This window comes from Aminobacter sp. P4_D5, assembly GCF_056401815.1.
Map to the genome: position 1 here is coordinate 1 of NZ_JBFUIP010001368.1, position 524 is coordinate 524.

General features: G+C 67.7%; 1 protein-coding gene. It reads left to right on the forward strand.

Features of this window, described 5'->3' with window-relative positions; genetic code table 11:
* Window positions 1–254: 254 nt before the first annotated feature.
* A partial coding sequence (locus AC1DWF_RS38455) for a hypothetical protein (protein WP_476843647.1) occupies window positions 255–524 on the forward strand: 270 nt, incomplete at its 3' end.

The window sequence follows — 524 nt, forward strand, 5'->3', positions numbered from 1 at the left end:
CGCCTGGGCTGTAACCCGCATAAAACCTCAGATTTCTTCTTGTTCTGGTTGCGGCGCCCACCCGGGCGCCCACCCAGGCCTGGGGTGCTAATGCATCAAACCAGGCAGGGGATTTACAGCGGGCTGCTGCAGTGGACTTCTTCAGGCCTTGCCCAGACCGCCATACGCGTCAGCATACACGCGGCCCGCCTGACGCCGCCGACATTGTGACTCTGGTCGTCTCCGGAAGCTTCGCCGGTATCGAGACCAGCAGCATGACCGCCGAACTCCGCCGCACCTCCGCAGCCCCCGACATCCCGCACAGCGCCGCGGGCACCTCACACACACACATCGAGGGTGCCCAGGTCGAGCCCCCCTATCTCGCTGACGACCGGCCGCCGTGCGCCATCCTCGCCAGCACGAGGCTTCACCGAATGACCCACGCCGCGGGGACACCACCGGCGCCGTGCGGCTGCGGCCGTGACGGGTGCAGCGGCGAACTGAAGCGGCTCCAGCGCCCTCGTGTGCGCCGCCAGGATGTAGCC